This window comes from Duganella sp. FT27W, assembly GCF_009295655.1.
Taxonomy (GTDB): domain Bacteria; phylum Pseudomonadota; class Gammaproteobacteria; order Burkholderiales; family Burkholderiaceae_D; genus Rugamonas; species Rugamonas zoogloeoides.
Map to the genome: position 1 here is coordinate 60,793 of NZ_WHIV01000005.1, position 24,313 is coordinate 85,105.

20 protein-coding genes are annotated in these 24,313 nt (G+C 64.0%); 16 read left to right on the forward strand and 4 right to left on the reverse strand.

Annotated elements, in window-relative coordinates; genetic code table 11:
- Positions 1–287: 287 nt before the first annotated feature.
- Positions 288–1,907: a malate dehydrogenase (quinone) gene (gene mqo, locus F8197_RS22270; protein ID WP_152883710.1), complete on the forward strand. Its 1,620-nt coding sequence runs from the start codon at positions 288–290 to the stop codon at positions 1,905–1,907.
- Between the two features lie 89 nt (positions 1,908–1,996).
- Here the strand turns inward: mqo and F8197_RS22275 are convergent, their stop codons facing one another.
- Together F8197_RS22275 and F8197_RS22280 are read right to left on the reverse strand one after the other, a co-directional pair.
- Positions 1,997–2,425, reverse strand: coding sequence for a DUF1841 family protein (locus F8197_RS22275; protein WP_152883712.1), 429 nt, complete (start codon positions 2,423–2,425; stop codon positions 1,997–1,999).
- 59 nt (positions 2,426–2,484) lie between these two features.
- Positions 2,485–3,120 carry an RNA pyrophosphohydrolase gene (locus F8197_RS22280; RefSeq protein ID WP_056137792.1) on the reverse strand — a complete coding sequence of 212 codons (636 nt, stop codon included), beginning with the start codon at positions 3,118–3,120 and terminating at the stop codon, positions 2,485–2,487.
- A 202-nt stretch (positions 3,121–3,322) separates the two neighbouring features.
- Between F8197_RS22280 and F8197_RS22285 the strand changes: the two genes are divergently transcribed.
- On the forward strand, positions 3,323–5,059 hold the full coding sequence (locus F8197_RS22285) for a proline--tRNA ligase (RefSeq protein ID WP_152883714.1): 1,737 nt from the start codon (positions 3,323–3,325) through the stop codon (positions 5,057–5,059).
- A gap of 140 nt (positions 5,060–5,199) precedes the next feature.
- Positions 5,200–5,760, forward strand: a complete 561-nt coding sequence (locus F8197_RS22290; protein ID WP_152884561.1) for a lytic transglycosylase domain-containing protein — start codon at positions 5,200–5,202, stop codon at positions 5,758–5,760.
- A 96-nt stretch (positions 5,761–5,856) separates the two neighbouring features.
- Here the strand turns inward: F8197_RS22290 and F8197_RS22295 are convergent, their stop codons facing one another.
- Positions 5,857–6,294: an SWIB/MDM2 domain-containing protein gene (locus F8197_RS22295; protein ID WP_019923150.1), complete on the reverse strand. Its 438-nt coding sequence runs from the start codon at positions 6,292–6,294 to the stop codon at positions 5,857–5,859.
- 212 nt (positions 6,295–6,506) lie between these two features.
- Positions 6,507–7,874, reverse strand: coding sequence for a signal recognition particle protein (gene ffh / locus F8197_RS22300; protein WP_026637523.1), 1,368 nt, complete (start codon positions 7,872–7,874; stop codon positions 6,507–6,509).
- Between the two features lie 290 nt (positions 7,875–8,164).
- On the opposite strand from ffh, the gene F8197_RS22305 reads away from it, so the two are divergent.
- From F8197_RS22305 to F8197_RS22365, 13 genes are all read left to right on the forward strand, one after another.
- Complete coding sequence (locus F8197_RS22305; RefSeq protein ID WP_152883715.1) at positions 8,165–9,352, forward strand: efflux RND transporter periplasmic adaptor subunit; 1,188 nt, start codon at positions 8,165–8,167, stop codon at positions 9,350–9,352.
- Positions 9,349–11,334: a MacB family efflux pump subunit gene (locus F8197_RS22310; protein WP_152883717.1), complete on the forward strand. Its 1,986-nt coding sequence runs from the start codon at positions 9,349–9,351 to the stop codon at positions 11,332–11,334. The genes F8197_RS22305 and F8197_RS22310 overlap by 4 nt, the downstream gene beginning before the upstream one ends.
- Positions 11,335–11,407: 73 nt before the next feature.
- Positions 11,408–12,496, forward strand: a complete 1,089-nt coding sequence (locus tag F8197_RS22315) for a YjgN family protein (protein WP_152883718.1) — start codon at positions 11,408–11,410, stop codon at positions 12,494–12,496.
- A gap of 5 nt (positions 12,497–12,501) precedes the next feature.
- Positions 12,502–13,497 carry a M48 family metallopeptidase gene (locus tag F8197_RS22320; protein WP_152883720.1) on the forward strand — a complete coding sequence of 332 codons (996 nt, stop codon included), beginning with the start codon at positions 12,502–12,504 and terminating at the stop codon, positions 13,495–13,497.
- Positions 13,498–13,582: 85 nt separating this feature from the next.
- A complete protein-coding gene (locus F8197_RS22325; RefSeq protein WP_152883722.1) occupies positions 13,583–14,551 on the forward strand; it encodes an ABC transporter substrate-binding protein in 969 nt (322 codons plus the stop codon).
- Positions 14,552–15,391, forward strand: a complete 840-nt coding sequence (locus tag F8197_RS22330; RefSeq protein ID WP_152883723.1) for an ABC transporter permease — start codon at positions 14,552–14,554, stop codon at positions 15,389–15,391.
- Positions 15,388–16,182, forward strand: a complete 795-nt coding sequence (locus tag F8197_RS22335) for an ABC transporter ATP-binding protein (protein WP_152883725.1) — start codon at positions 15,388–15,390, stop codon at positions 16,180–16,182. The genes F8197_RS22330 and F8197_RS22335 overlap by 4 nt, the downstream gene beginning before the upstream one ends.
- A gap of 39 nt (positions 16,183–16,221) precedes the next feature.
- Positions 16,222–17,025, forward strand: a complete 804-nt coding sequence (locus F8197_RS22340) for an inner membrane protein YpjD (RefSeq protein WP_056137772.1) — start codon at positions 16,222–16,224, stop codon at positions 17,023–17,025.
- Positions 17,022–17,318, forward strand: coding sequence for a PP0621 family protein (locus tag F8197_RS22345; protein ID WP_152883727.1), 297 nt, complete (start codon positions 17,022–17,024; stop codon positions 17,316–17,318). Before F8197_RS22340 ends, F8197_RS22345 begins: the two co-directional genes overlap by 4 nt.
- A gap of 4 nt (positions 17,319–17,322) precedes the next feature.
- Positions 17,323–18,996 (forward strand): PAS domain-containing sensor histidine kinase, encoded by a 1,674-nt coding sequence (locus F8197_RS22350; RefSeq protein WP_152883729.1) that lies wholly within the window; start codon positions 17,323–17,325, stop codon positions 18,994–18,996.
- 14 nt (positions 18,997–19,010) lie between these two features.
- Positions 19,011–20,429 (forward strand): sigma-54 dependent transcriptional regulator, encoded by a 1,419-nt coding sequence (locus tag F8197_RS22355; RefSeq protein ID WP_152883731.1) that lies wholly within the window; start codon positions 19,011–19,013, stop codon positions 20,427–20,429.
- Positions 20,426–21,022, forward strand: a complete 597-nt coding sequence (gene ampD / locus F8197_RS22360) for a 1,6-anhydro-N-acetylmuramyl-L-alanine amidase AmpD (protein WP_152883732.1) — start codon at positions 20,426–20,428, stop codon at positions 21,020–21,022. Before F8197_RS22355 ends, ampD begins: the two co-directional genes overlap by 4 nt.
- 286 nt (positions 21,023–21,308) lie before the next feature.
- The gene (locus F8197_RS22365) at positions 21,309–24,263 is read left to right on the forward strand and encodes a ribonucleoside-diphosphate reductase subunit alpha (RefSeq protein WP_152883734.1); all 2,955 of its coding nucleotides are present in this window, start codon (positions 21,309–21,311) and stop codon (positions 24,261–24,263) included.
- Positions 24,264–24,313: the final 50 nt, after the last annotated feature.

Here is a 24,313-nt window from a genome sequence, read left to right on the forward strand (position 1 = left end):
CAGCCACTGGTTGTCGTGGCTTTTTTGCATCTTGCTGCGGTTAGTAACTACGTAGTTTCACACCTTTTGCGTAAGTGTTATCCCCATTTTCGCCCCGGGTGGACACTGCTAAAATCGATATCCTTGATTTTAACTATGGACACGCGCGCGTTCTTGTGCGTGCTTGCGCCGGCAGCCGTCACCCCCTCATCCGCCTCAGCGGCAGACAGCCACCTACGATACCTTTTCATCGTCCCTGGCAATGGCCGGCCGCACTGTCCATCACGATCACCACAACGGAGTTACGTATGCGTAAGTCAATTCTTATCCTGATGTCGTGCCTGATCCTGGCCGCATGCAGCAAGTCGCCGGCACCGACCGACGACAAACCGGTCGACGTCCTGTTGATCGGCGCCGGCACCATGAGCGCCACCCTGGGCACCATGCTCAAGGAACTCGACCCCACCCTGACCATGGCCTTCTACGAGCGCATGGACAAAGTGGCTGCCGAAAGCTCGGACGCGATGAACAACGCCGGCACCGGCCACTCGGCATTTGCCGAACTGAACTACACCCCGGAAGCGGCCGACGGCCACATCGAGACCAAGAAAGCAGTCGATATCAACGAACAGTTCGAAGTGTCGAAGCAGTTCTGGGCCTACCAGGTCAAGAACGGCTACCTCGGCGCGCCGACCACCTTCATCAACAATGTGCCGCACATGGCCTTTGTCTGGGGTGATGACAACATCAATTTCCTGCGCAAGCGCTATGCTGCACTGCAAAAGGAAAACCTGTTCAAGGGCATGTTGTACTCGGAAGACCCGGCCAAGATCGCCGAATGGGCGCCGCTGGTGATGACCGGCCGTGATCCGTCGCAAAAGATTGCCGCCACCCGCATGGACATCGGTACCGACGTCAACTACGGCACCCTGACCCGCGCGCTGGTCAAGCACCTGACCGACTCGCACGGCGCCACCGTCAACCTGCGTACGCAAGTGGAAGACATCAAGCGCGGCACCGACGGCAACTGGAACGTCACCGTCAAGAACCTCGATACCAACGCCGTGAAAACCGTGCGCGCCAAGTTCGTGTTCGTGGGCGCCGGCGGCGGTTCGCTGCCGCTGCTGGAAAAATCGGGCATCCCGGAAGCCAAGGGCTACGGCGGCGTACCGGTCGGCGGCCAATGGCTGGTGACCACCAATCCGGAACTGGTGGAAAAGCATGCTGCCAAGGTGTACGGCAAGGCGTCGGTTGGTTCGCCACCGATGTCGGTACCTCACCTGGATACACGCATCATCGACGGCAAGAAAGCACTGCTGTTCGGACCGTTCGCAACGTTCTCGACCAAGTTCCTGAAAAACGGTTCGTGGGTGGACCTGCCAGCGTCGATCGGCACCGGCAACGTGCGTCCGATGCTGCAAGCCGGCTGGGATAACATTCCGCTGACCAAGTACCTGATTCAACAAGTGCTGAACTCGCCGGAAGACCGCCTGGCCACGCTGCGCGAATACCTGCCGGAAGCGAAAATGGAAGACTGGACCCTGCAAAACGCTGGTCAGCGCGTGCAGATCGTCAAGGATCTGCCAGAAAAAGGCGGCGTACTGCAGTTCGGTACCGAAGTTGTCGGTTCGGCCGATGGCAGCATCGTGGCCCTGCTCGGTGCTTCGCCAGGCGCATCGACCGCGCCACCGATCATGATCAAGGTCTTGCAAACCGCGTTCAGGGCCAAGCTGGCCACGCCGGAATGGGATGCCAAGATGAAGGCCATGGTGCCATCGTATGGTCAAAAGCTGAACAACGATCCGGTCCTGGCTAACAAGATTCGCCAGTACAGCAGCTCGGTGCTGGGCCTGAAAGCGTTCACGCTCGATGAGACCGGCAACGCGCAACCAGGTCCGGCCGTGGTGCCGGTGGCAGCCGCCAACTAAGCCAGGCGCTACAGTAAAAAGGCCACGCGATGCGTGGCCTTTTGCATTGGGGAAACGATTTATGCGATTAGCGGATGCCTGGCGGATGCTTATCGGATACGGCGGCGGATCGCCTCGACGTACGCCAGCCCGTCGGGCGGCGTGCCGTTGCGCTGGGCGGTCCAGATCATTTCGCCCAGGCATTCCATGATTTCGTGCTGCGCCGCGTGGGCGTCGTCGAGCTTGAGGGTGAGGGCGGTGGCGGCGTCGCGGATGCCGGGCGGCTGGTCGATCGAGATCTGCTCGTCGATCGACAGGTGCATCGACAGATGCAGGAAGGGATTGGCCTGCGCGCCTTCGACCGAATAGTTGCGGCCCAGCGCGGACTCGACGTCGGCCAGCACGTCGTGGTGTTCGGGGTGGTGGCGCACCCAGTCGGCTGCCATCGCTTCGAGCGGGGTCAGGATTTCATTGGCGCGCTGCTTGCGAAAAACCTCGCAAAAGAAGCGGCGCACATCGTCGGAAGAGGGATTGAACATGATGGCGACATTGTACCCTCCCCGGCATCTGCATGCCGGGGAGGGGACCTTGCCAGACCTTAGCTGCCGGTCTTGATGATCGCAGGCGGTGCGCTGATGGCCGACGGTTCGGCAACCTGCGCGGCCACCTGGGCGCGGCGCTCCACTTCGGCGCCGGCACCTGCACCCGCGCGGGGCTGACGCAGGTAGCGCGAGCCGTGGCGACGCTCGTGACCGTTGGGCGGCCAGGTGAGGAACCGTGACAGTTCCTGCAGCGCGCGCTGGTACACATCGCGCTTGAACTCGATGACGACGTCGAGCGGCACCCAGTACTCGTGCCACCGCCAGGCGTCGAACTCGGGGTGGTCGGTCAGGCGCAGATTGACGTCGTTGTCGCGCGCACACATGCGCAACAGGAACCAGATCTGCTTCTGACCACGGTAATGGCCACGGATTTCCCGCTTGATAAAATGGTCGGGCACCTCGTAACGCAACCAGTCGCGCGTGCGACCGACGATCTTGACGTGCTCGGCCCGCAAACCGATTTCTTCCTCCAGCTCCCGATACATCGCCTGCTCAGGCGTTTCTCCGTACTTGATACCACCTTGTGGAAATTGCCATGAATGCTCGCGCACCCGCTTGCCCCACCACACCTCGTTCTGGGCGTTAAGCAGGATGATGCCGACGTTGGGCCGAAACCCTTCACGATCCAGCATATTGCACCTCAAACTTTCTGCGACTGAGCTCCCTGCTTATATTTTTGCCCACAAAAAGACGCTTCGGCGGGAATTCCGCGGTACGAAATCGGTCGAAGGGCCATGTATTGAACGCATTTGTATAAAGTATGGACGCATCAGCCAGCTAATCCTTTAAAATTAGGTTGATTATAACTCTCTCTTTTTAAAAAGAATTCACCGTATGCGCGCCTCACGTTTTTTTATTTCCACGCTTAAAGAAGCACCAGCCGATGCAGAGATCGTCTCCCACCAGTTAATGATGCGTGCAGGCATGATCAAGCGCCTCGGTTCGGGCATCTACACGTACATGCCGATCGGCCTGCGCGTGATCCGCAAGGTCGAAGCCATCGTGCGCGAAGAGATGAACCGTTCCGCCGCTGTCGAACTGCTGATGCCGCTGATTCAGCCGGCCGAGCTGTGGCAGGAGACGGGCCGCTGGGACAAGATGGGCGCCGAACTGCTGCGCGTCAAGGACCGCCACGGCCGCGAATTCGCGTTCCAGCCCACGGCCGAGGAAGTGATTACCGACGTCGTGCGCACGGAGATCAAGTCCTACCGCCAGTTGCCGTTGAATTTTTACCACATCCAGACCAAGTTCCGCGACGAACGCCGCCCACGCTTCGGCCTGATGCGCGGTCGCGAGTTCACCATGAAGGATGCGTACTCGTTCGACCGCGACCTGGCCGGCATGCAAGCTTCGTACAAGATCATGTATGACGCCTATGTGCGTATTTTCAACCGTTTCGGTTTGAAGTTCCGTGCGGTAGCGGCCGATAACGGCGCTATCGGCGGTACCGGCTCGCACGAATTCCACGTGATCGCCCACACCGGCGAAGACGCGCTGGTGTATTGCCCGACCTCCGACTACGCCGCCAACATGGAAGCGGCCGAAGCGCTGCCAGCCACCGCCGAGCGCGCAGCTGCCGCCCAGGCGCTGACCAAGGTCGCCACGCCAGACGCCACCAAGTGCGAACTGGTCGCCGCCCAACTGGGTCTGCCGCTGTCGCACACCGTGAAAACCCTGGCGCTGACCGTGGAAACGGAAAAAGACGGCAAAGCAGCTAAACAGTATTTCATGTTGTTGCTGCGCGGCGACCATGAACTCAACGAGATCAAGGTCACCAAGGTGGCCGGCCTGGCCGGTCACCGCTTCTCGACCGAAGAAGAAATCGCCGAAGTCTATGGCTGCGTACCCGGCTACCTGGGCCCGATCGGCACCAAGGCGCCAGTCACCGTGGTGGCCGACCGCACGGTTGCCAACATGGCCGATTTTATTTGCGGCGCCAACGACGCCGGCTACCATTACACGGGCGCCAACTGGGGCCGCGATGTGGCGGAACCAGCGATCGTGGCCGACCTGCGCAACGTGGTCGAAGGCGATGCCTCGCCGGACGGCCAGGGCGTGCTGACCATCGAACGCGGCATCGAAGTGGGCCACGTGTTCCAGCTGGGCACCGCGTACTCGGCCGCCATGAAGGCCACGTTCCTCGACGAAAACGGCAAGCCGGCGCCGCTGCAGATGGGCTGCTACGGCATCGGCATCACCCGGATCCTGGGCGCGGCCATCGAACAGAACTTCGACGACAAGGGCATCATCTGGCCGACGTCGCTGGCGCCGTTCGAACTGGTGCTGTGCCCGATGGGCATGGACCGCAGCGAGGCGGTCAAGGAAGCGACTGAAAAGCTGTATGCGGATGCGGTGGCCGCCGGCATCGACGTCATTGTCGATGACCGTGGTCTGCGTCCGGGCCAGATGTTTGCTGACTGGGAACTGATCGGCGTGCCGCACCGCGTGGTGATCGGTGATCGTGGCCTGAAGGAGGGCAACCTCGAGTATCAAGGCCGTCGCGATGCCGAGGCAACTGCCGTGCCGGTAGCAGACATCCTGAGTTTCGTTCAAGGCAAACTCGGCCAGTGAGCATGAATCGTCGTTCCGCTTCGGCGGACCGCCGTGCAGGCGGGAATCCAGTTGCTGCGTCGGTGCAGGCAGAAATTGGGTTCCGGCCTGCGCCGGAACGACGGCGCAGCGGCTGGTGGTGCACGGTGGTGCTGGCGGCGATGCTGGCATTGTCCGACACCGCCACCGCCGGCAACCAGAAGGAGGAAGCGCTCGCCGACTCCGTCCGCGTGGCGCTGGCCAACGCCATCAAGGACCCGACGCCGCCGCGACCCACCTTCCGCAACGACGCCGACCGCCAGCGCTACGAAATGTGGCTGGCCACCATGTCGGCGCGCCTGCAGCGCAAGCTGCCCGACGACCAGACCCGCAACGAATTCCTCGCCACCGCCTGGTACGAATCGCGCCGCGCCGGGCTCGATCCGGGGCTGGTGCTGGGGCTGATCCAGGTGGAGTCGGCGTACCGCAAGTACGCGGTATCGATTGCCGGCGCGCGTGGCTACATGCAGGTAATGCCGTTCTGGACCAATGTAATCGGCGACCGCAACCGCAGCGCCCTGTTCCACATGCAAACCAACCTGCGCTACGGCTGCGCGATCCTGCGCATGTACATCGACATGGAAGGTGGCAACCTGTACCTGGCGCTGGGCCGCTACAACGGCAGCCGGGGCAAGCCCGACTATCCGAACGCGGTACTCAAGGCCTGGAACAACTGGAAATAGCAAACTATCCCCGTTTGCGACCTCCAAAAAGAAATGCCCCCAGCGCGTGAGCGGTGGGGGCATCCCGGCGCGGCTGCGGGGCCGCAGCGCTGAGGATTATTTCAGGTGGTCGGAAATGAGCTTGGTCATTTCAAACATCGAAACTTGGGCTTTGCCACCGAACACAGCTTTGAGCTTGTCGTCGGCATTGATCATGCGGCGGTTGGCCGGATCTTGCAGGTCCAGCTTTTTGATGTAATCCCAGACTTTTTTGGTCACTTCGGTACGCGGCAGCGGTGCTTCGCCTACCACGGCTGCCAGCGATGCCGACGGGGTCAGCGCCTTCATGAAGGCGGCGTTCGGTTTGCGCGGTGCGGCAGGGGCGGCGGCTTTTTTCGCTGCTGGCTTGTCGGCTGATTTAGCTGCTGGCTTGTCTGCTTTTGCGGCGGCTGCTTTTGGTGCGGCTGCTTTTTTGGCAGGGGCCGGTTTGTCGGCTGCGGCTGCGGCCGGGGCCTTCTTAGCGGGTGCTGCTGGGGTTTTTTTGGCTGTTGCCATATTCGAGCCTCCTTAACGAACACATGGAAAATTGCGCAATTGATCGCACCGGCTAATATTGGTGGGGATTTAGGCCTTATGCAAGTGTTTTTCGCGTTTTGGCTTGGAAACACCACGTAATTGTGTGGCTATGCGCGCCAGTGCACCCCGGAGGGGCGTGTACTGGGGTTTTTCCCTGTATTGGCGCGGTTTTCAGCGGGTTTGCCGCACGCTTAGCGCATGCCCGGCATCATGCCTTTCATCGAGCGCATCATCTTCGCCATGCCGCCGCCGGACAGCTTTTTCATCATGGTTTGCATCTGCTCGAACTGGTTGAGCATGCGGTTGACTTCCTGTACCTGCACGCCGGCGCCGGCCGCGATGCGGCGCTTGCGGGTGGCCTTGATCAGTTCCGGCTTGGCGCGTTCCTGCGGCGTCATCGAATCGATGATGCCGACCATGCGCCGCACCTGCTTGTCGGCTTGCCCCATGTTGGCGTTGCCGGCCGCCTGCTGGAACTGTGCCGGCAGTTTATCGACCAGGCTGGCCATGCCGCCCATTTTTTTCATCTGGCCCAGCTGCGCCTTGAAGTCGTTCATGTCGAACTTGGCGCCGCTCTTCATCTTGTTGGCCAGGTCGGCGGCGGCCTTGCTGTCCACGCCTTTGCGCGCCTCTTCCACCAGCGCCATGATGTCGCCCATGCCCAGCACGCGGCTGGCCATACGGGCCGGGTCGAACGCTTCGAGGCCGTCGAGTTTTTCCGACACGCCGGCAAACTTGATCGGCTTGCCGGTGATATGGCGCACCGACAGCGCCGCACCGCCGCGCGAATCGCCATCGAGCTTGGTCAGCACGATACCGGTCAGCGGCAGGGCGTCGTTGAAGGCCTTGGCGGTATTGATCGCATCCTGGCCCAGCATGGCATCGACCACGAACAGGGTTTCGATCGGCTTGACCGCGCTGTGCACGGCAGCGATCTCTTTCATCATTTCTTCGTCGATACCGAGACGGCCGGCGGTGTCGATGATCAGCACGTCGTGGTAGTGCTTCTTGGCCCAGTCCAGTGCGGCCAGTGCGATATCGACCGGCTTGTCCTGCGCGGTGGACGGGAAGAAGTCGGCGCCAACTTGCGCGGTGACCGATTGCAGCTGGGCGATCGCGGCGGGACGATAGACGTCGGCCGACACGGTCAGCACTTTCTTTTTCTTCTCTTCCTTCAGGTACTTGGCCAGTTTGCCGACGGTGGTGGTCTTACCCACACCTTGCAGACCGGCCATCAGGATGATGGCGGGCGGCTGCTGGGCAAAGCTCAGCTGGGTCGCTTCGGGACCGAGGTCGGCGCCCATCAGGCTGGCCAGCTCGCGCTGCACCACGCCGACCAGCGCCTGGCCTGGCGACAGCGAGGAAATGACTTCCTCGCCCATGGCTTTTTCCTTGACGCGGGCAATGAACTCGCGCACCGCTGGCAGCGCAACGTCGGCCTCCAGCAGCGCCATGCGCACTTCGCGCAGCATCTCGGCGGTGTTGGCCTCGGTCAGACGCGCCTCGCCGCGCATGGTTTTAACCACCTTGGCAAGGCGTTGGGTAAGATTATCTAGCATGATGAACCTGTGGAAGCGGTGATAGGGCAGGGTCCGGACGGACAATGGCCGTCATTTTACCTCAGGATGGTCGGCGAACAACCGTCAGCCAACCATGCAAGGATTGCATCAAAGCACCATCAACGCTACAATGAGAATAATTCTTATTTACATGTTGGCGCCGCCGCGTTGATGTCCGGCCTGCCCTTTCCGTCCCTCCGCCAGCCCCTCTGCAGCCAGCTTCCGCGACCGATTCCGGCCAGGCATGGTTCCGCGCACTGCCGATCATGTTCCGTTCTCGAGGAGTCCTGATGCACTTTCGTTTCCCCCGCTCGACCGGCGCCCGTCTCGGCACCGTCGCCACCTTGCTGGCGGTGGCCGTCGGCGCCGCGCTGTGGCATACCCGCAAGCCGGCCGTCGTGTATGAAACCGCGCCCGTCAAGCGCGCCAGTATCGAAGCCAGCGTGACCGCCATCGGCACCTTGCAGCCGCAGCGCTATGTCGATGTGGGAGCCCAGGTGTCGGGCCAGATCACGCGCCTGCACGTGGCGCCGGGCAGCACTGTCAAGCATGGCGAGCTGCTGGCCGAAATCGATCCCAGCGTGCAGCAGGCCACCGTCGATGCCGGCCGCGCCGCGCTGGCGGGACTGCGCGCGCAACTGGCCGAACAGCAGGCCCAGCACCGCCTGGCTGGCCGCCAGCACGCGCGCCAGCAGGTGATGGCCGTGCATGAGGCGACGTCGGTCAACGACCAGGAGGTGGCGCAGGCCACGCTGGAGTCGGCCGTGGCCCGCATCGCCAGCCTGAAGGCGCAGATCGACCAGACCCAGGCCACGCTGAAAGCCGACGAAGCGCGCCTCGGTTACACCCGCATCTACGCGCCGATGGCCGGCACCGTGGTCAGCGTCGATGCGAAAGAGGGCCAGACCCTGAACGCGACGTACCAGACGCCGAACATCCTGCGCATCGCCGACCTGTCGGCAATGACGGTGTGGACCGAGGTGTCGGAGGCCGATGTGCGCCGCGTGCGGCCCGAGATGCCGGTGTACTTCACCACCCTGGGCGGCGACGCCCGCCGCTGGCGCGGCAAGGTGCGGCAGGTGCTGCCCGCGCCGGCGGTGGCCGGGGGCGTGGCTGCCGGCACCGCGCTGGCGCCGTCCACCAGCAAGGTGATCCTGTATACAGTGCTGTTCGAAGTCGATAACGCCGACGGCGAACTGATGCCGCAGATGACCGCGCAAGTGGCATTCGTCACGGCGGCCGCCAACGATGTACTGGCCGCGCCGCTGCCGGCGCTCAAGCCGGTGACCGGCGACAGCGCCAAGCCGGGTCTGTACACGGCGCGCGTGATGGCCCTGGACGGCGCCGTGCAAACGCGCGAGGTCCGCGTGGGCGTGCGCAACCGCCTCGCCGCCGAAGTGCTCGACGGCCTGCGTGAAGGCGAATTACTGGTCACCGGCGAGCAGGTGGCCGAGGGCGCCAGCAGGTTCCAGTTATGAGCGCTGTGCTGGCACCGGTGGCGGACGAGGCGCTGATCCGCCTGCGCGGCATCCGCAAGCGATATGGCGGCGGCGATGTCGGTCAAGGCGGGCCGCCGCCGGTGGAAGTGCTGCGCGGCGTCGATCTCGACATCCATGCCGGCGAATTCGTCGCCATCGTCGGTGCATCCGGCTCCGGCAAATCGACGCTGATGAACATGCTCGGCTGCCTCGATCGCCCCACCGCAGGCACGTACGCATTCGGCGGCCAGGACGTGGCCGGCATGAACGCCGACGAACTGGCGTGGCTGCGGCGCGAGGCGTTCGGCTTCGTGTTCCAGGGCTACCACCTGATCGCCACCGAATCGGCGCGCGAGAACGTCGAGGTGCCGGCGCTGTACGCAGGCATGCCGGCCGACCAGCGCCACGCGCGCGCCACCGCGCTGCTCGAACGCCTGGGGCTGCAAGGCCGGTTCGACAACCGTCCGAACCAGCTATCGGGCGGCCAGCAGCAGCGCGTGTCGATCGCGCGCGCGCTGATGAACGGCGGGCGCATCATCCTGGCCGACGAGCCGACCGGTGCGCTCGACAGCAAGAGCGGCGCCGAGGTGATGGCGCTGCTGGGCGAACTGGCCAACGCCGGCCACACCATCATCCTGATCACCCACGACCGCAAGGTGGCGGCCCAGGCCCGCCGCGTGATCGAGATCAGCGATGGGCGTATCGTTTCTGATGACGATACTGCTACCCAGATTGAATCTCCAGTCACGTTACCGCCGCTCGACCTCTCCCGCGCCCGCCACGACAGCGGCGCGCCGCTGTTGGCCGAACTGGCCGACGCCGCCCGCGCCGCCTGGCGCGTGTTGTGGATCAATCGCTTCCGCACCGGGCTGACCTTGCTCGGCATCGTTATCGGTGTGGCGTCGGTGATCGTGATGCTGGCCATCGGCCTCGGCACGCGCCAGCAGGTGATGGCGCAACTGGGCGCCTTCGGCTCCAACCTCTTGTATATGGCGTCGCGTGGCGAGAGTTCGCGCATTCCCGGCCGCAGCATTACCCTGGGCGACCTCGAAGCGCTGGCCGACGTGCCGGGCATTTCGCACGTGCTGCCCAATGTCACCGGCAACAAGGTGATCCGCCACGGTAACCTCGACGTGCAAACCTATGTGCGCGGCACCGGCGCCGCGCTGCCGCGCATCCAGACGTGGCCGGTGGCGCGCGGCGGCTTCTTCACCGACGAGGACGACCGCGAGATGGCGACGGTTGCCGTGCTGGGCGCGCGCCTGGCGCAGAAGCTGATGCCCGACGTCGCCAACCCGGTGGGCGAGACCATCCTGATCGGCAACGTGCCGTTCCAGGTGATCGGCGTGATGAGCGCGAAGGGCGCGCTGACCGGCGAAAAGGACGAGGACGACGTGCTGCTGCTGCCGTTTTCCACGGCCGGCATCCGCGTGTTCGGCCAGCGCGAGCCCACCTACACGGTGCTGGCGGCGGCCGATGTCAGTCGCGTGGCCGAGGTGGAGGCAGCGGTGGACGCGGTGCTGTTCGAGCGCCATCGCATCCGCGACTATGGGATCAGCAACGCCGCCGCGTCGATCGCGGCGGAGGCGCGCACGCAGGACAATATGACCATGATGCTGAGCCTGATCGCCGCAGTCTCTCTGGTGGTGGGCGGCATCGGCGTGATGAACGTGATGCTGATGACGGTGCGCGAGCGCACTCGCGAAATCGGCATCCGCATGGCCACCGGCGCGCGCCGGCGCGACATCCTGCGCCAGTTCCTGACCGAGGCAGTGCTGGTGTCGGTGGTGGGCGGCGTGGCCGGCATCGTGGTGGGCGTGGCGTTTGCCGGCCTGCTGCTCGTGTGGCAGGTGCCGGTGATTTTTTCGCTGTCGGCGATCGGCGGGGCGTTCGGCTGCGCCGTGGTGACAGGCCTGGTGTTCGGCTATATGCCGGCCCGCAAGGCGTCAGGACTTGACCCGGTCGTGGCGCTGGCAGGCTGAGCTCTAATTTCCTGTTGACAAGATATTGGCAATGGCGCATCGTTCTATTTTTGATAATAGGGTGAGTGACAACATGGTTGACTTCAATAAACCGGCGGATCTGTTTGCGCCTGCACCGGCAGCAGCAACGCCGCCGCAGTACCTGAAGTTCCACGCCAGCGGCAGCGAATATTTCCGCATCTGGATCGTCAACCTGTTGCTCAGCATTGTCACCCTCGGCATCTATTCGGCCTGGGCCAAGGTACGCCGCAACCAGTATTTCTACTCCAGCACCGAGCTGGCCGGCAGCAGCTTCGAGTACCACGGCAATCCGATCGCGATTCTCAAGGGCCGCATCGTGGCCGCCGTGGTGGTGGGGGCTTACGCCTTTGCCGGCAAAGTTTCGCCGCTGCTGGCGGTCGTGATGTTCGTGGTGATGGCCGCCGTGATACCGTGGTTCATCTGGCGCAGCCTGCAGTTCCAACTGCATAACTCGGCCTGGCGCGGCATCCGTTTCCGCTTCGACGGCCAACTGCGCGACGCCTACATCAACTGCCTGCTGCGCCCCTTGCTCAATATCGTCACGTTCGGCCTGGCCACGCCCTATATCTACCAGCGCCTGAAGGCCTGGCAGTTCAACGAAAGCGGCTTCGGCCAGGCGCGGTTTGCCACGCGTGCCAGCGTGGGCAGTTTTTACAAGCTGTTCGGCGCGTTCCTGCTGCTCGGTATCGTGGGCAGCATCGTCTTTGGCGTGTTGTCGGCCTTCATTGTTGCCGGCAGCATGGCCGGGCGTGACCCGAACGCCCTCAACCTTAACCTGAACCTGGGTGGCATGATTACCTTCGCGGCGTTCTATCTGCTGATCCTGTCGCTGGCGCCGCTGCTGATCGCGCTGGTACAGAACCTGGTGTGGAACAACGCCAGCCTGGACCGGCATGAGTTCCGCTCCGAGATACGCACCGGCCGCATGCTGTTCATCATCGTCACCAATATCCTGGGCGTGATTTGCACGCTCGGCCTGTTCCTGCCGTTCGCCCAGGTGCGCATGATGCGCTACCGGATCGAATCGCTGATGATGATACCCGAGGGGAGCCTCGACGAATTCGTCGCCACTGCCAGCGCCGATGTCAATGCCGCCGGCGAGGGCGTGTCCGACTTCATGGACTTCGACTTCTCGCTGTGACCGGCATGGACACCCCGGCGGTCACCGGCCGCTATTTCGACGGCAAGACCTCGCGCCTGCACCGCGTGACCCTGACCGTGACCGACGGCATGGCACACCTGGCCGGCGACGTCGAACGCAGCGCGCCGCTGGCCAGCCTGCGCGTGTCCGAACGGGCGCGCCATGCAGCGCGCAAGGTCAGTTTCGACGATGGCGCGTGGCTCGAGGTGGACGACCGCGCCGCTTTTGCGCAGCTGCTGGCCACCACCGGCCACCGCGACACCGGCGTGGTGCGCGCGCAGCAGAGCTGGCGCGGCGTGCTGCTGGCGCTGGGCGTCACGGTGGGTGTGGTGGTGGCGTCGTATGTGTACGTGCTGCCCGCTGCCGCGGTCTGGGTGGCAAACGCCTTGCCGGTCAAGGTGGAGCGCCAGATGGGGCAGGGCGTGCTGGAGATTCTCGACAAGCGCGCGCTGGGACCGAGCAAGCTGCCGGCCGCGCGCCAGGAGCAGTTGCGCCGGCAGTTTGCAGCGCTGGTCGCGCCCGAGCCGGACGCGCCGACCTGGAAGCTGGTGTTTCGCAGCAGCCGCATTGGCCCCAACGCGCTGGCCCTGCCATCGGGCGACATCGTCATGACCGACGAGCTGGTGAACGTGCTCAAGGACGACCAGGCCGTGATGGGCGTGCTGGCGCACGAACTGGGCCACCTGCACCGGCGCCACCTGACGCGCCGGCTGGTGCAAAGTTCGGCCGTGGCGGCGGCCACCTGGGTGATTTTCGGCGACATCTCGGCCATGCTGACGGCGCTGCCCACGGTGGCGCTGGACATGAAATACTCGCGCGACGCCGAGTCCGAGGCCGACGATTACGCGGTGGCCATGCTGCGCCGTAACGGCATCGACCCCGAGCACATGGCACAGGCGTTCGTCAAACTGGGCGAGGCCAGCGGCGACAGGATGTCTACCTACCTGTCGAGCCACCCGGCCACCGGCGAGCGCATCGCGCGCATCCGCGCCGCCCGCTGAACGGTCCCATGCGTTGATCCGCCACAAAGCCTGAATAATTGCCTCACGGTATATCTTACCGCTGGACAATTATTAGGAGAATCGGATGAACCTCAAAGCACTGGGCTGCCTGCTGGCCCTGGTATCCGTCTGTCACAGCGCGGGCGCGCAGCAGGTGGTCCGGCTCGGCAATCTCAAGCTCGCCCACTTCGGCGCCGTCTCGTATATCAAGGAAATCGCGCCGCAGTGCGGCTTCAAGGTCGAAGAACACATATTCGCCAAGGGCCTGGACGTGATGCAGGCCATCATCGCCGGCGAACTCGACGTGGGCACCACCGCGTCGGAGGCGGCCATTCTCGGCCGTGCCGGCGGCGCGCCGATTTTTGTCGTGGCCGGCTTTGCCCGGGGCGGGGCGCGGCTGGTGGGCCGCAGCGACCTGCAGATCAAGAGCGTGCGCGATCTCAAGGGCAAGCGCGTGGGTGTTACGCGCGGCGCCATCCAGGACGTGCTGCTGCTGGCCGAATTGCACAAGCACGGCATGACCGCGTCCGACCAGCCGGGCAAAGACGTGCGGCTGGTGTTCCTTGCTTATGCCGACCTCAACCATGCACTGCTGGGCCGCAATATCGACGCCATGATGCAGTCCGAGCCGCAGTCGTCGCAGGCGCTGAGCCAGGGCTTTGGCAGCGAAATCCTGAAACCCTACGACACCCCGATCGGCGAACCGGTGCGCACCATGGTGATGACCGAGAAGTTTTACACGCAACAGCGTCCGCTCGCTGAAAAATTCATGCGCTGCTTCGTGCAGGCCACCAAGACCTTCATCGAGCAGCCGGCCACCGCCGAGAAATACGTGCGCGAAGTCCTGTTCAAGGGCCAGTTGAGCAGTGCCGATTTTGTCGATGCCATCGGCAATTCGCCGTTCAGCTATGACATCACGCCCGAGCACATCCAGGTCACTGCCGACACCATGCTCAAGACCGGCGTGGGCCGCCTGCGCAACGTGCCGACCGCCCACGACTGGGTGCGCACCGACCTGCTGGTGGCGGCCAAGAAAACCCTGGGTGTGAAATAGATGGCCGCCGCGTCCTTCTCCTGGCAGCGCGCGGGCGCCGGCCTGGTCGGCGCCATCGTGCCGGCGCTGGTGATCGTGCTGTGGCAGGCCGCAACTTCGCTGGGCTGGGTCAATCCGCAGGTGCTGCCATCGCCGCTGGCGGTGGTCAATAAATGGATCGAGTACCTGCTGCCGCTGCAACCGTACCATGCCGCCGACGGCAGCTGGCTGGCCTGGGCCGTCTCGGGCGAGTTGATCGTCGACTCGCTCGGCAGCCTGTACCGCGTGGCGGTGGGGTTTGCCATCGGCGCCGGCCTGGCGCTGCCGCTGGGCCTGGCCATGGGCGCCAATGCCCGCGCCTACCGCTGGTTCAACCCGATGGTGCAGCTGCTGCGGCCGATTCCGCCGATCGCGTACATTCCGCTGTCGATCCTGTGGTTCGGGCTCGGTAATCCGCCGGCCGTGTTCCTGATCGCGCTGGGGGCGTTCTTCCCGGTGCTGATGAACACCATCGCCGGCGTGCGCCAGGTCGATGGCATCTACCTGCGCGCCGCGCGCAACCTCGGCGCCACCGGCGCCACCCTGTTCGTACGGGTGATCCTGCCTGCCGCCGTGCCATATATATTGTCCGGCGTGCGGATCGGTATCGGCACTGCCTTCATCGTGGTGATCGTCTCCGAGATGATCGCCGTAAACAACGGCCTCGGTTTCCGCATCCTCGAGGCGCGCGAGTACTTCTGGTCGGACAAGATCATCGCCGGCATGGTCACCATCGGCCTGCTGGGCCTGGCGATCGATGTGGCGATGAACCGGTTGAACAACCATCTGCTGCGCTGGCACCGCGGCCTGGAGCAGCAATGAATCCGCATATTCTGATAGAAGGCGTCGGCAAGGTATTTCATACGGCCGGGCGCGACATGGTGGCGTTGCAGGGCATCGATCTCGCCATTCCGCAAGGGCAGTTCGTCTGTTTGCTGGGGCCTTCGGGCTGCGGCAAATCGACCTTGCTCAATGCGGTGGCCGGCTTTGCGCCGCCCACCACCGGCACCATTACCGCCGGCGGCCGGCTGGTGACCGGCCCCGGCCCCGAGCGCGGCATGGTATTCCAGGAGTACGCGCTGTTCCCGTGGATGACGGTGGCCGACAATATCGGCTTCGGCCTGCGCATCCAGGGCAAAGGCGAAGCGGCGACCGGCGCCCGGGTCGAGCAACTGCTGGCGATGCTGTCGCTGACCGATTTTCGCCACCGCTACCCGAAAGACCTGTCGGGCGGCATGCGCCAGCGCGTGGCGATCGCCCGCGTGCTGGCGCTCGATTCGCCGATCATGCTGATGGACGAGCCGTTCGGCGCGCTCGACGCGCTCACCCGCCGCAATTTGCAGGACGAGCTGCTGCGGCTGTGGGCGGCGCTGAACAAAACCATCATCTTTGTCACCCACAGCATCGAGGAGGCGATCTACCTGGCCGACCGCATCGTGGTGATGACCTACCGCCCCGGCACCATCAAGCGCGACTTGCTGGTGGACCTGCCGCGCCTGCGCGATCCGGCCGATGCATCGTTCAACGCCCTCAAGCGCGAACTGGGACAACTGGTGATGGAAGAGCAACAACGCCACCACCACGACGAACTGCGCATGGCGGCGGTCGATTGAGGGGCTGCCGCCGATTGAGCGATAGTGTAAACTGGGTGCATGCAGACCTATTTGTTCATCGCAGCCATCGTGCTGTATCTACTTTGCGCCGCCTTGCCGTCGCGCCGCGGCACGCTGGTGTCGGCGGTGACCGTCGTGGCCTGGCTGGTGCATGGCGCCGGGCTGTGGACCGACGTCGCTGCCGACGGCTCGCTGCGGCTCGGTTTTGCGGCCATGCTGTCGTCGGCGCTGTGGGTGTCGGTGGCCGCGTACTGGTTTGAGAACCGCAACTTCGGCCTCGACGGCCTGCGCCGCCTGGTCATGCCGGCCGCTGCGTTCACCGTCGCGCTGCAGGCGATCTATCCCGGCGCCCTGATTGCACTGGGCGACAAGACTCCGCTGTTCGGCTGGCACATCGCGGTCGCCACGCTGGCTTATAGCACCCTCACCATTGCTGCTTTCCACGCCGTGCTGATGGCGTTGCAGGAAGCGCGTCTGCACGCGGCCACCGACCGCAAGAGTTTCTTGTCGGGCGCGCTCGACCAGCTTCCGGCGCTGCTCACCATGGAAAAGCTGTTGTTCCGCATGATCGGCATCGGCTTTACCTTGCTCACGCTGACGGTATTGTCCGGCATCGTGTTTTCCGAACAACTGTTCGGGCAGGCGCTCAAGTGGGACCATAAATCGGCGTTTACCATGTTGTCGTGGCTGCTGTTCGCGGCGCTGCTGGCCGGGCGCCGCCTGCGCGGCTGGCGCGGCAAGACGGCGCTGAGTTTTACCCTGGCGGGGTTCGCCACCTTGCTGCTGGCGTATGTCGGCAGCCGTTTCGTGTTTGAAGTGGTACTGCATAAAGGATGGGCATGAGCCGCATTTTGTTTTGGGTGGGTTTGATTTGCCTGATCGTCTTCGCGATCCGCAGCAAGATTCGTAGCGCGCAAAAGCGCGCCGAACAACAATTCCGCGACGCGCAGCAGCGGCAGCAGGCGCCGGGCGGTCCGGCCGGCTATGCGCCGCGCGGCGCGCAAAAGCCCGCCATCGAGGCTGAAACCATGCTCGAATGCGCGCACTGCGGCGTATTCTTCCCGGCCGGCGAGGCGGTGCGCTTCGACGGCGCCATCTACTGCAGCAAGGCGCACGCCGCCCTGCCACCGAACTGACGCCATGGAGCGCCTGCAAGCCCCTCCGGCTTTGCCAGGCGACTCCCATCCCACGCGCGCGACGTTCTGGCGCTCGCTGCAAACCCTCAACGCCACCCGCATCGTCATCGCGGTGGTGCTGCTGGTGTACCTGAGCTTTGACGGTCGCGGCCTGCGGTCTTCCGGCCACTACCTGTATTTGTGGATCTGCCTGGCCTATCTGGTGCTGGCGATCGGCTTTGCCTTGACGGCGGTGTACTTGCAGCGTCGCTTCCTGGCGCAGGTGCTCACGCAAATCGCCTGCGACCTGGCCATCATCTCTCTGTTATATGTGGACGGCGGCGGTTTGCGCAGCGGCCTGGCCATCTTGTACCTGTTTCCGCTCGCCGGTACGGCCATCCTGGCGCCGCTGGTGCTGGCGCTGTTCTGCACCGCGCTGGTCGCGCTGTTCATGCTGGGCGTGGGCGTGATCCAGGTGCTGGAGATGGAGGGCGAACATGTGCTGCTGCAATCGGGCTTGTACGGCGCCGCGTATTTTGCCGCCGTGCTGGGGGTGAACCGCATGGCGGCGCGGCTGATCGGCCAGGAAGAGCTGGCGATCCGGCGCGGCGTGGAGATCGGCGTGCAGCAGGCGGTCAACCGGCTGGTGATGGCCAACGTGGCCGACGGCGTGCTGGTGGTCGATGCCGATGGCCGCATCTGGGCCGGCAATCCGGCCGCGCAGCAGATGCTCGGTCTGACCGGGCAGGAGCTGTCGGCATCGGATGACCACGCGCCGCTGGCGCTGGCCTACGCCGAATGGCGCGCGGATCCCGCGCTCGATACCGCCTTCATCACCCTGAAGCCGTATTTCAGCATTCGCCTCAAGGCGCGGTTTGCCGCCGTCGATCTCGGCGACGTCATCGCCGGTGGTCCCAACCTGGCGCGCAGCGTGATTTTTTTGCAGGAGGTGAGCGAGATCGAGGAACGCGCGCAGCAGCTCAAGCTGGCCTCGATGGGCCGGCTCACCGCCAGCATTGCCCACGAAGTGCGCAATCCGCTGTCGGCCATCGGCCACGCCACCGCGCTGCTCGAGGAAGACATCGCCGATCCCGGCCAGCGCCGCCTGTTGCGCATCGTCGGCGACAACGTCAAACGGGTCAACCGCATCGTCGAGGACATCCTGCAACTGTCGCGTAAATCCCACGTCCAGTACGAGCCGCTGGCGCTGGGCAGCTTCCTGGAAGAGATGCGCGACGAATTCATCGAAACCCACGGCCTGGCCGAAGACCAGATTGCCGTGTCGGTTGCCCCCGGGACCACCGTGCATTTCGATCCGCTGCACCTGCGCGAGGTGATCGCCAACCTGGTTGGCAATGCCCTGCGCTACGCCAGCGGCGCGCCGGCGTCGGTGCGGCTGGACCTGGTGCGGCAGCCGAACTGGCTGGAATTGCACGTGCAGGATGACGGTCCTGGCATCAGCGGTGAGGTGCGCGCGCATCTGTTTGAACCGTTTTACACCACATCGAGCAAAGGAACCGGGCTGGGGCTGTATCTGGCGCGGGAAATGTGTTTGAATAATGAAGCGCGGCTCGATTATGAATACCGCTTCGATAGTGTTGGTATCGACGAGGGTATCGAAAACAGCCACGACAGTCATCGCGTCGATCGCCGGTCCGGCGGCCGCTTTGTCATCACTTTCGCACCACCGCAAAAGTAATCGAAAGGCTGTCCATGAGCGTGAGGTCCCCCCGCGTGCTCGTCGTCGATGATGAAGCCGACCTGCGCGAACTGCTGGAGCTGACCCTGGTAAAAATGGGGCTCGATGTCGACAGCGCCGCCACCGTGGCCGAGGCCCGCGCGCTGCTGGCCCGCCACCCCTATCAACTGGTACTGACCGACATGCGCCTGCCCGACGGCCTGGGGCTGGAACTGGTGCGCGACGTGGCCACCACATACAAGAACACGCCGATCGCGGTGGTCACCGCTTTCGGCAGTGCCGACAACGCGGTGGTCGCGCTCAAGGCCGGCGCGTTCGATTACATCGCCAAGCCGGTCGCCCTCGATCAACTGCGCCTGCTGGTGCGCTCGGCGCTGCGGGTGCACGAGGCCGCGCCCGGTGTCCATAGTAATGGCCCGGCCGATGCTGATGCGGTGGACGGCCGGCTCAAGGGCGGGTCGGCCGTGATGGCGGCGCTGCGCGCGCAGATCGGCCGGCTGGCGCGGTCGATGGCGCCGATCGCCATCCACGGCGAATCGGGCAGCGGCAAGGAGCTGGCGGCGCGCGAAATCCACGCCCGCAGCCCGCGTGCCGGCCAGCCTTTCATTGCGGTCAACTGCGGTGCGATCCCGGAGGCGCTGATGGAAGCCGAGTTTTTCGGCTACCGCAAGGGCGCCTTCACCGGCGCGGCCGATGACCGCGACGGCTTTTTCCAGGCTGCCAACGGCGGCACCCTGCTGCTCGACGAGGTGGCCGATCTGCCGCTGGCGATGCAGGTCAAGCTGCTGCGCGCGATCCAGGAGCGGCGCGTGCGCAAGATCGGCGCTACGTCGGAGGAGCCGGTCGATGTGCGCCTGATCAGCGCCACCCACAAGAACCTGGCGCGCTGCGTGGAGCAGGGCGCCTTCCGCCAGGACCTGTTCTATCGCCTGAACGTGATCGAACTGGCGGTGCCGCCGCTGCGCGAACGCCAGGGCGATTTGCCGGCACTGGCCGACGCCATCCTCGAACGCCTCGGCGGCGGCGGCCACAAGGCGGCGCTGGGGCCGGGCGTGCTCGAAGCGCTGGCCGGCTACCGCTTTCCCGGCAATGTGCGCGAACTGGAAAATATCCTCGAGCGCGCGCTGGCGTTTGCCAACGACGGCGTGATCGAGGTGGCCGACCTGGCGCTCAAGGCCGGGCAGGGTGGTCAGGGTGGCGATGGGGTGGCGGCGGCTGCGGCCGCGTCCCCCGCATCCTCATCGCCAGCATCGTCGCCCGACTTGCCGGCCAGCCTGCCCGACTACCTGATCGCCATCGAGCGCGATATCATATTGCGGGCACTGGCGCAGACGCAGTTCAACCGTACCCAGGCCGCGCAGCTGCTGGGCATCAGCTTCCGCCAGTTGCGCTATCAAATGCAGAAACTGAATATCCAGGAACCTGAAGCATGAAACCTGTAGTTGCCGTCGATGTCGACGGCTGGTGGCCGGCGGCGGCGCGCTATGACAGCCCGTTCATCGACGCGCGGCCCGACCCCGCAGACATCACCCTGCTGGTCATCCACAACATCGGTTTGCCGGGCGGGCGCTGTGGCGGTCCGCAGGTGTCGGACCTGTTCACCGGCCGCCTCGATTATAATGTTGACCCTTCGCTGGCGGACCTGCGCGATCTGCGCGTGTCGAGCCACTTCTTTATCCGGCGCGACGGCCGCGTGGTGCAGTATGCCCCGGCCGGCGCGCGCGCCTGGCATGCCGGCGTCTCGATGTTCGGCGGGCGGGTAAAATGTAATGATTTTTCGATCGGTATCGAGCTCGAAGGCAATGACCACACCCCGTTCGAGGCAGCGCAATATGCGGCGCTGGCGGACCTGACCGGGGCGTTGCTGGCGCGGTATCCGGTCACCGATATACAAGGACACGAACACGTCGCGCCGGGCCGCAAAACCGACCCCGGCGCGTTTTTTGACTGGAAAAAATATGCCGAGAGCAGTCCGTCGTTAGTACTTGCTAACCCCGGACTGCGCGTAGTGAAAGGCCTCCTGTAAAGTCAATTGAAAAATTGCCTTTACCGCTAAAAAATACCCTTGCACGGGTACTTTGCGCCTACTACAATCAGTGCATGGAATTCGTTTAAACACTAGATGTAGTAGTTCTCAAGGCACTGGTTCTTAACCTGTTGTACGGCACGGGGCCAGGGCAACATCCATTTCAGCTCTATATTCCGCAACAATAAGCCAGCCTGGTTCGCCCGGCTGCAGGCTTTATTTTTGCCATTTTATTTACAAACATACATCGCGCAGCACGGCTGCACGCTGTTACCGGGGAGCTTCAATGCAATCTACTCAAGACAACACCTTCAATCCAGCGCTGGTCCCAGCAGCCGCTGCGAGCGCCGCCAGCAGCCCGTCCACGGCCGCCAGCGACCTCGGTGACTACCGCATCATCCGCCGTAACGGCGCGGTCGTCGCGTTTGAACCGTCGAAAATCGCGATCGCCGTGACCAAGGCCTTCCTGGCCGTCAACGGTGGCCAGGGCGCCGCTTCGGCCCGCATTCGCGAATTGGTAGAGCAGCTCACCGCCAGCGTCGTGTCGGCCCTGGTGCGCCGCCAGCCTTCGGGCGGCACTTTCCACATCGAAGACGTGCAAGACCAGGTGGAACTGGCACTGATGCGCTCGGGCGAGCATGACGTGGCCCGCGCCTACGTGCTGTACCGCGCCAAGCACATGGAAGAGCGCCGCCTGGCCAAGGAAGCCCAAGGTGGCGCCGCCGCCATCGCCGCACCACAAATCCACGTGGTGGAAAACGGCGAGCGCAAGCCGCTGGAAATGAGCCGCGTGACGAGCCTGATCAACGCCGCCTGCATCGGCCTGGAAAAGCACGTCGATGCCGATGCCATCCTGGCTGAAACCCTGAAAAACCTGTACGACGGCGTGCCGGTCGAAGAGCTGCACAAGTCCGCCATCCTGGCGGCGCGCGCGCTGATGGAAAAAGACCCGGCCTACTCGCAAGTGACGGCCCGCATCCTGCTGCACACCATCCGCAAGGAAGTCTTCGGCAAGGAAGTCGCGCAAGGCGCGGCCGCTGCCGAGTACATCACGTACTTCCCGCAATACATCGCCAACGGCATCAAGAACGAACTGCTCGACGCCAAGCTGGCCGAGTTCGACCTGGAACGCCTGGCCAAGGCGCTGGTCGCCGACCGCGACCTGCAATTCGGCTACATCGGCCTGCAAACCCTGTACGACCGCTACTTCCTGCATGTGCGCGACGTGCGCATCGAAATGCCGCAGGCGTTCTACATGCGCGTGGCCATGGGCCTGTCGCTCAACGAACAAGACCGCGAAGCGCGCGCCATCGAGTTCTACCAGCTGCTGTCGTCGTTCGACTTCATGTCGTCCACGCCTACGCTGTTCAACTCGGGCACGCTGCGCTCGCAGCTGTCGTCGTGCTATCTGACCACCGTGTCGGACGACCTGGAAGGCATCTACGACGCCATCAAGGAAAACGCACTGCTGGCCAAGTTCGCCGGCGGCCTCGGTAACGACTGGACGCCAGTGCGCGCCCTGGGCGCCCACATCAAGGGCACCAACGGCAAGTCGCAAGGCGTGGTACCGTTCCTCAAAGTGGTCAACGACACCGCCGTGGCGGTCAACCAGGGCGGCAAGCGCAAGGGCGCAGTCTGCGCCTACCTGGAAACCTGGCACATGGACATCGAAGAGTTCCTGGACCTGCGTAAAAACACCGGCGACGACCGCCGCCGCACCCACGACATGAACACGGCCAACTGGATTCCCGACCTGTTCATGAAGCGCGTGATGGAAAAAGGCGACTGGACCCTGTTCTCGCCATCGGACACCCCGGACCTGCACGACCTGGTCGGCAAAGCCTTCGAAAAAGCGTACGTCGCGTACGAAGCCCGTGCTGCCGCCGGCGAAATCCGTGTATTCAAGAAAATCGCCGCGCTCGACCTGTGGCGCAAGATGCTGTCGATGCTGTTCGAAACCGGTCACCCATGGATCACGTTCAAAGACCCATGCAACATCCGTTCGCCGCAGTCGCACGTGGGCATGGTCCACAGCTCCAACCTGTGCACCGAGATCACCCTGAACACCGGTCCTGACGAAATCGCCGTCTGCAACCTCGGTTCGGTCAACCTGCCGGCGCACATGAAAGAAGGCAAGCTCGATCACGTCAAGCTGCAGAAAACCGTGCGCACCGCGATGCGCATGCTCGACAACGTCATCGATATCAACTACTACGCCGTCGAAAAAGCACGCAACGCCAATATGCGCCACCGTCCGGTGGGCATGGGTGTGATGGGCTTCCAGGACTGCCTGCACATGATGCGCGTGCCGTTCGCCTCGCAAGAGTGCGTGAACTTCGCCGATACCTCGATGGAAGCGGTGTGCTACTACGCCTACCTGGCATCGACCGAACTGGCCGAAGAGCGTGGCCACTACGCGTCGTACAAAGGTTCGCTGTGGGACCGTGGCATCCTGCCGCAAGACTCGATCAAGCTGCTGGCCGAAGAGCGCGGCGGCTACCTCGAGCAGGACCTGTCGTCGGCCATGGACTGGACGCCGGTGCGCGAACGCATCGCCAAGTTCGGCATGCGCAACTCGAACTGCGTGGCGATCGCTCCGACCGCCACCATCTCGAACATCATCGGCGTGTCGGCCTGTATCGAGCCGACGTTCCAGAACCTGTACGTGAAATCGAACCTGTCGGGCGAGTTCACCGAGATCAACGGCTACCTGGTGCGCGACCTGAAAGCGCGCGACCTGTGGGACGAAGTCATGATCGCCGACCTGAAATACTTCGACGGCTCGCTGACCAAGATCGACCGCATCCCGGACGACCTGCGCGACATCTACGCCACCGCGTTTGAAGTCTCGCCGAGCTGGCTGGTGGAAGCGGCATCGCGTCGCCAGAAATGGATCGACCAGGCCCAGTCGCTGAACATCTACATGGCTGGCGCGTCGGGTAAAAAGCTGGACGAGACCTACAAGCTGGCATGGCTGCGCGGCCTGAAAACCACGTACTACCTGCGCACCACCTCGGCCACCCATACCGAGAAATCGACCTCCAAGACCGGCGCCCTGAACGCCGTGGCAGTCGATGGCGGCATGTCGGCCAGCGCCAAGGCTGCGGCGCCGGTCGCTCCGGTAGCTGCTGCTGCCCCGGTAGCCGCCGCCGCAGTTGCCGCATCCGCCGAGGAAGACGGCGAAGCCTGCTACCTGCGTCCTGGCGACGACGGTTTCGAGGAATGCGAAGCCTGCCAATAATCCGCCACGGTGCAGTGGGCGCGTTTTGAACACCGCCCGGCACCTTTAGC

Coding starts and splice junctions, on each gene's coding strand:
- mqo (WP_152883710.1), top strand. CDS start 288: ATGCGTAAGTCAATTCTTATCCTGATGTCGTGCCTGATCCTGGCCGCA.
- F8197_RS22275 (WP_152883712.1), bottom strand. CDS start 2,425: ATGTTCAATCCCTCTTCCGACGATGTGCGCCGCTTCTTTTGCGAGGTT.
- F8197_RS22280 (WP_056137792.1), bottom strand. CDS start 3,120: ATGCTGGATCGTGAAGGGTTTCGGCCCAACGTCGGCATCATCCTGCTT.
- F8197_RS22285 (WP_152883714.1), top strand. CDS start 3,323: ATGCGCGCCTCACGTTTTTTTATTTCCACGCTTAAAGAAGCACCAGCC.
- F8197_RS22290 (WP_152884561.1), top strand. CDS start 5,200: ATGCTGGCATTGTCCGACACCGCCACCGCCGGCAACCAGAAGGAGGAA.
- F8197_RS22295 (WP_019923150.1), bottom strand. CDS start 6,294: ATGGCAACAGCCAAAAAAACCCCAGCAGCACCCGCTAAGAAGGCCCCG.
- ffh (WP_026637523.1), bottom strand. CDS start 7,874: ATGCTAGATAATCTTACCCAACGCCTTGCCAAGGTGGTTAAAACCATG.
- F8197_RS22305 (WP_152883715.1), top strand. CDS start 8,165: ATGCACTTTCGTTTCCCCCGCTCGACCGGCGCCCGTCTCGGCACCGTC.
- F8197_RS22310 (WP_152883717.1), top strand. CDS start 9,349: ATGAGCGCTGTGCTGGCACCGGTGGCGGACGAGGCGCTGATCCGCCTG.
- F8197_RS22315 (WP_152883718.1), top strand. CDS start 11,408: ATGGTTGACTTCAATAAACCGGCGGATCTGTTTGCGCCTGCACCGGCA.
- F8197_RS22320 (WP_152883720.1), top strand. CDS start 12,502: ATGGACACCCCGGCGGTCACCGGCCGCTATTTCGACGGCAAGACCTCG.
- F8197_RS22325 (WP_152883722.1), top strand. CDS start 13,583: ATGAACCTCAAAGCACTGGGCTGCCTGCTGGCCCTGGTATCCGTCTGT.
- F8197_RS22330 (WP_152883723.1), top strand. CDS start 14,552: ATGGCCGCCGCGTCCTTCTCCTGGCAGCGCGCGGGCGCCGGCCTGGTC.
- F8197_RS22335 (WP_152883725.1), top strand. CDS start 15,388: ATGAATCCGCATATTCTGATAGAAGGCGTCGGCAAGGTATTTCATACG.
- F8197_RS22340 (WP_056137772.1), top strand. CDS start 16,222: ATGCAGACCTATTTGTTCATCGCAGCCATCGTGCTGTATCTACTTTGC.
- F8197_RS22345 (WP_152883727.1), top strand. CDS start 17,022: ATGAGCCGCATTTTGTTTTGGGTGGGTTTGATTTGCCTGATCGTCTTC.
- F8197_RS22350 (WP_152883729.1), top strand. CDS start 17,323: ATGGAGCGCCTGCAAGCCCCTCCGGCTTTGCCAGGCGACTCCCATCCC.
- F8197_RS22355 (WP_152883731.1), top strand. CDS start 19,011: ATGAGCGTGAGGTCCCCCCGCGTGCTCGTCGTCGATGATGAAGCCGAC.
- ampD (WP_152883732.1), top strand. CDS start 20,426: ATGAAACCTGTAGTTGCCGTCGATGTCGACGGCTGGTGGCCGGCGGCG.
- F8197_RS22365 (WP_152883734.1), top strand. CDS start 21,309: ATGCAATCTACTCAAGACAACACCTTCAATCCAGCGCTGGTCCCAGCA.